This window comes from Candidatus Hydrogenedentota bacterium, assembly GCA_035416745.1.
Taxonomy (GTDB): domain Bacteria; phylum Hydrogenedentota; class Hydrogenedentia; order Hydrogenedentales; family SLHB01; genus UBA2224.
On sequence record DAOLNV010000011.1, the window covers coordinates 62,851 to 68,391 of the forward strand.

The 5,541-nt window shown below is 63.0% G+C and carries 5 protein-coding genes; all 5 read right to left on the reverse strand.

All coding sequences use genetic code 11. From position 1 onward, the window contains the following. A partial coding sequence (locus tag PLJ71_06150) for a hypothetical protein (protein HQM48251.1) occupies positions 1-2,024 on the reverse strand: 2,024 nt, incomplete at its 3' end. 125 nt (positions 2,025-2,149) lie between these two features. Then, positions 2,150-3,106: a D-2-hydroxyacid dehydrogenase gene (locus tag PLJ71_06155; protein HQM48252.1), complete on the reverse strand. Its 957-nt coding sequence runs from the start codon at positions 3,104-3,106 to the stop codon at positions 2,150-2,152. A gap of 27 nt (positions 3,107-3,133) precedes the next feature. Then, the gene (locus PLJ71_06160; GenBank protein HQM48253.1) at positions 3,134-3,514 is read right to left on the reverse strand and encodes a cytidine deaminase; all 381 of its coding nucleotides are present in this window, start codon (positions 3,512-3,514) and stop codon (positions 3,134-3,136) included. Positions 3,515-3,539: 25 nt separating this feature from the next. Then, positions 3,540-4,952 carry an Hsp70 family protein gene (locus PLJ71_06165; GenBank protein ID HQM48254.1) on the reverse strand — a complete coding sequence of 471 codons (1,413 nt, stop codon included), beginning with the start codon at positions 4,950-4,952 and terminating at the stop codon, positions 3,540-3,542. A 194-nt stretch (positions 4,953-5,146) separates the two neighbouring features. Then, on the reverse strand, positions 5,147-5,383 hold the full coding sequence (locus PLJ71_06170; protein HQM48255.1) for a hypothetical protein: 237 nt from the start codon (positions 5,381-5,383) through the stop codon (positions 5,147-5,149). Positions 5,384-5,541 lie beyond the last annotated feature (158 nt).

Genomic DNA, 5,541 nt, shown 5'->3' on the forward strand with positions numbered 1-5,541 from the left:
TGAATTCCGTCGGCGTTGGCACGGTGGAACAGGAGTGCCTGGGCATTGAACATCTCCGGCGTCTTGGGTTTGCTGTAGCGCCGCCGGCTCGAAGCGTCGTCGCTGGGCTGCTCGTCCGTGTCCACGAATCCCAAAGCCTGCCAAATTGTGGGGACGACCTTGACGCCGGTGCGGTTCCGCATCGAGATGAACTCGCCGATCTCGATATCGAACTTTTCGTTGGGCCGGTAGTGGGTGGGTGTGATGTAGTTGATTAGTTTTTCGCGCATCCAGGTTTGCCAGTCGAGGCCGAGTTCGTTGGCAGCTCGCGCAGGTACCCGGGCCATGATCTCGACGGGGGCATCCCGCTGGGCCGCGAACTCGTCGCACAGCGCCCGGACTTCACGCACAAACGCCGTCATGATGGGCGTTCCCGCGACGGGGTCCTCGAAGAACGGGGGATACACCGCTAAATCAAGGCATAAGCCGTCCGAACCCGCTTCCAGCGCCTCACGGAAGATCGCCAGTTTGAACGCCCGCACCTCCGGATGCTTGAAATCAAGGAATACCCCGTTTGGGATGCGGTATTCGGGGTGATTCTTGTTCAGACTCCCAACGAGACACACCCACATCCAGTTGTCGTCCGATGCAGGGCCGTATTCGTGGTTCATCTCGAGCCGCGCGAACACTTTCAGGCCGAGTTCGTGCGCCCGCTCGCACGCTATGCGCAGGGGATCGTTGCCGCTCTCGATGAGAGCCATCACATTCTGGTGCACCCAGCGGTCGCCCTCGCGGATCATGTTCATCTGTTCGCCGGTCAATCCCTCCCCGAATATCTCCCCAACCTTCGTGTCGAAACAGAACACGCTGCCGGGCCCGAGTCCCCACACCAGAATATTGGCATTGGTGTTCTCGAACGCCTCAACATAATTCCTGAGCAATTCCTCTTTCGTCAAAGGCGGCTCGACGAAGAACATGCTGAATCCGTCCTGGCGGTATGCGATGGGTATCTTTCTGAGCGGCTGGGAACCCCAAGCGTGACGGTAGCCGTCGCCCTCAAGATTGAACACCTCATGGATCGCCGCGGTATAGTCCTTGTTGATCGTGAACAGCCCGGCGGCCTTGGCTTCGGCCATGGATGTCTGCGCGTAGGCGTAGCGGCTGCTGTCAGCGAGGCTGTAATTCTCGAAGGCATTCACCTCGTCCGGCGTGAAGTAATAGTGCTCGCACTTCCACGCGCGCTCCTCCCAGGTGAACCATCGGGAGACGTCGGCCTTCACTTCATCGGACTGTGCTCGTAACCACTCGGGATGCAGCATCAACTCCCACACTGAGGCGAGGGCCCCGTCGGGCTTCCGGAAGTAGACGCCGCAGCGCGGGTCGATATAGGCCCAGCCGCCGTCGACCTTGATCTCCGAACAGATGTGCCCGCCAATGACGTGCATCACGACGCGGCCGGGCAGCCCCGCGATCTCGCACAGTGCCACGTGCAAACGCCCCAGGCACTCGCACAGGATCTCCCCCTTCGCGATGAGTTCCTCTTCCGTGCCGCCGTAGACGTAGCGCTCGAACCCGTCGCCGTACCACTCGTCCTTGTACAGGTCCCGGCAGTACCGCATGAGCGCAAGGGCCTTCTCCGCGCCGGTGGCGCAGTCCTTCGTCGCTTCCGCGACGACGCGTTCGAGTTCGGGGCGTGAACCGGGCACATAGCGTGTCGTGGCGGGCGTATAGGCTGAGTACAGCACCTCTATGGTCTGGGGGCACACGATGACCTGCCGGCCGCGAAGCTGGAAGTCCACCGTCTCGCCGTAGTTGGCGCGCAGTTGAGTATGGTTCAGGGTTACGGCCCGCTTGCGGGCATCGCCTACAATGTGATCGACCGCGCCGAGCCCGGTGTACGGTTCGAGTTCGGCCACTGAGGTCGCTTTCGGGCCCACGAACCTCGTTTCGAGTTGCGCCTGCCTATCCGCGGTGGCCTCGGCCGCCCTCGCACGATGTCCCCACATTATTCCCAGAACTGCCAATACCAGCATAGCCTTGCGCACGGATTTCCTCGCTCCGTGTTTGACCGGGATCATCCCGGACACATAGGGCCGATTCTACCCGCCCCGAGGCGGCGGCAAAAGGAGAAGCCCCTGCCCGCTGCCCAACATCCCGGCGCAAGGGCTCCTCAATTCACGACATTGATCGGCGTGCCCTGGATGAACCCGGCTATGTTCTCGGCGGTCGTTTTCATGAGCCGCCTGCGTGCAGCAAGCGTGGCCCAGGCGATGTGCGGGGTGATGAGGCAGTTCCGCGCGCCCGCGAGCGGGTTGCCCGGCGCGATGGGTTCCGAAGACACAACGTCGACGGCCGCCCCGGCTATGGCCCCCCTGTTCAATGCGTCCGCCAGGTCTGTTTCATTCACCAGTCCGCCCCGGGCGGTGTTGATGAAGAACGCGTGCCGTTGCATGCGCCCGAGCAATGCGGCGTTGACGAATCCTGCGTTTTCGGGCGTCTGCGGGCAATGCAGGGTGACGATGTCCGCTTCCGCGAACACTTCCTCGATGCTCCGCCACGCGAACGGCGCGTAGGCAGGGTCCCGGCCGGGACTGACGTCGCTCGCCAGGACTTCCATCCCGAAAGCGTGGGCGAGTTCGCCTGCGCGGCGGCCGATGCGCCCGAACCCGATGATGCCCATGCGCTTGCCGGCCAGTTCGATGAGGGGCGTGTTCCAATAGCAGAAATCGGCGCTGTTCGACCAGTCGCCGCGCTCCACGCTCGCGCTGTGCGCGGCCACGTGATGGCACAACTCGAGCACCAGAGCGAACACGAACTGCGCCACCGACTCCGTGCCGTATACCGGCACGTTCGAGACCGGAATCCCCCGCGCGCGGGCCGCGGCCACGTCGACCACGTTGTAACCCGTCGCGAGCACGGTGATGAACTCCAGATTGGGGAGCATGCCGAGGGTTTCGGCGGACAACGGCGTCTTGTTGGTCAGGATGATAGCGGCGTCTCTGGCGCGCTCGACAATCCGGTCACGGGGCGTGCGGTCGTACACGGTGAGTTCGCCGAGGGCCGCTACTTCGTCCCAGGGATTGTCGCCGGGATTCAACGTGTATCCATCGAGCACCACAATACGCATCGCAACCTCCGGTGATAAGCAGCCCGTTCAGTGCTGCCAGCGGCGGGGCATGAGCGCCTCGAGCGTCATGATGTCGTCCGGCCCGAGTACAACCTCCGTGTCTATATTATCGTCGTTGATGGACAGAAGGAACTGGCGGCATCGGCCGCACGGGGGCACGATCCTGCCTTCACACGTCACGGCTACGATGCGTTTCACACGAGACTGCCCGGCGGTGATCATGGCTGCGATGGCGGAGTGTTCGGCGCAGAACCCGACGCCGGACGGCACATCGATGCACACCCCCACGAAACAGTCCCCCGCCCCGGTTTCGAGAGCGGCGCCCACGCCCCCGGCCTCGCAGTCCGTCCCATGGCGCCGCGCGACGGCCACTTCGCTTGCCCGATGGATCAGTTCGTCGATCGTCATGAAACCATCCCCCCTGTGTTCGTTCTCAGGAATGCCGCGCGACAATAGCCAGTCCCATCGCGACGCTCGAGAAGGTGTCGCGCTGGCGGATGCGGCCCGCGCCGTAACGTTCCTCGAGCATCTGCCGCACCGCGGGAATAAGGCTGGTGCCGCCGGTCGTCAGAACCATGTCGACCTGCTCGGGGCGGAGCTGCGCGGCCTCTTCGGCGTCTATGACGCTGCCCATCATCTCGTCGAGAGTGTCCTCGATAATAACATTGAATTCCTGGCGGTTCACCCGCTCAAGGATGTCGATGACCCCGTGCCGAATGTCGATCATGGCCTCTTCCTCGAAACTGAGCTGTTTCTTGGCCGCCTCGACGATCCGCCGCACGGGGTACCCGTAGTTGTGTTGAATCAGGTACCGCAGCGCCCGCAACGCCCTGGGCTGATCGGAACTGGCCTCGGCCGCGATGAGCCAGTTGATAATCTCCTCGGTGTTGAGTTTGTAGAGGTTCTGCCACTCCGCGATGTTTCGGAACAAGTATTGGGGCATAGGCAACTGAGACGGACCGTAGCGCGCATTACTTCCGAAACATGGATACAATTTCGCCCGGATAAGGTCGCGGTCTACGGCGTCGCCCGCCGTCGGCACCCCCGAAACGCTCAGGATCCGGCTTCCCGAAAGCCGCTCGGCCTCGGTGCCTGTGCCTCCGAATTCCATGACGCAGACGTCGCAGGTGCCGCCGCCGATGTCGACCACCATGAGCCGCTGCTTCCGATCCGTGGCCACGGCGTACTCGACACAGGCAGCCACAGGCTCGTAAAAGAAGATCGTCTCTTTGAATCCCGCGAGGCTTGCGGCACGGCGCAACCGGTCCTCGGCGAGCTGGTCCTGGGCCGGCATTCTGGAGAACCGGACCGGCCGCCCGAACACGGCGCGTTCGACGCATGTTCCCGCAGCCCGGTCTACGGCCGCTTTGATGGGTTCGAGGATCATCGCGGTGAGTTCCTCGATCTGGAAGTGTTCGCCGAAGACTTCCGTGCTCCGGAACGCATCGAACCGCAGCGAGCTCTTCAGCGATTGAAACAGGCGGCCCGGTGAGTTCACCTCGACGGTAGCCTGGGCGCGCACCGCCTCGCGCATCTCCTGCTGCTCCGCCCCGGGACGGTACCCTTCCGACTTGTCCGGCTCCGAAGGAATATACCCCTCGATCTCGACGCCCAAATCAACCCGTTTGAGGATAACTTCGCGATCGACATTCCGGTCGATAAAGGCGTCCGCCGCGCTCCGTCCGACGATCCGTTCGCCCTCCCGCGAGATGTACAGCAGGGATGGAAGCGTGGTCACGTTGTCGTTGGCCGGATCCAGCTCGAGCACACGAACCCCCGCGCCGTTGGCTACCGCCACGCTCGAGTTCGTCGTCCCGAAGTCTACCCCGCAGAAGGTCTCGGTCATAAAGGTCCTCGTCTTGCGGTGATGGCCTGTGCCGTTTCACGCGGTCCCTCATCCTTTGCGTAACACCACGCGCCGCAGAAGCATTTCCGCCCTGCGACGCGCTTTTCGAACAGGCAAACGCGCATTCTGCCACATTCCCTATGCCGGGGTCCAATTGCCCTCAACGGATGGCCGGTTTTCTAACCGGCCATCCGTCACGGCGGACCGAACGGTCCGCCCTCAATTAGCGTTGCCTCGGGGCCGGTACAAATGAGGTAGGCGGGTTGGCGGTAAAGGAGCTTGCTGTGTTGGGAGAGCCGGTAGGGTGTGGGCGCGAGGACGATCAGTTGCAGGTCGTGCAGTTGTCCGGCCTTGCGCAGGACACCGGCAGCGGGGCAACACTCCGCCGGCAGCGCGCCGTCTCCTTTGGGGACAGGTTTTGCCCCCGCCATTCGGCGCGCGGATTCTGCTATAGTGTCTGGGCGCGGTTCTTGAGCGGGAATCGGGGAACGGTGTCATGCGTGACGTGTTGAAGGCGATCGAGTTGATCGGGGGCGGGGGCGGGATGCTGGTCATGGTGTGCGGCGGCGCTGCCATGGTTTTGGGCTAT

Bases quoted from the DNA above. Each gene is read 5' to 3' on its own strand.
- PLJ71_06155 (HQM48252.1), bottom strand. From the start codon at position 3,106: ATGCGTATTGTGGTGCTCGATGGATACACGTTGAATCCCGGCGACAAT.
- PLJ71_06160 (HQM48253.1), bottom strand. From the start codon at position 3,514: ATGACGATCGACGAACTGATCCATCGGGCAAGCGAAGTGGCCGTCGCG.
- PLJ71_06165 (HQM48254.1), bottom strand. From the start codon at position 4,952: ATGACCGAGACCTTCTGCGGGGTAGACTTCGGGACGACGAACTCGAGC.
- PLJ71_06170 (HQM48255.1), bottom strand. From the start codon at position 5,383: ATGGCGGGGGCAAAACCTGTCCCCAAAGGAGACGGCGCGCTGCCGGCG.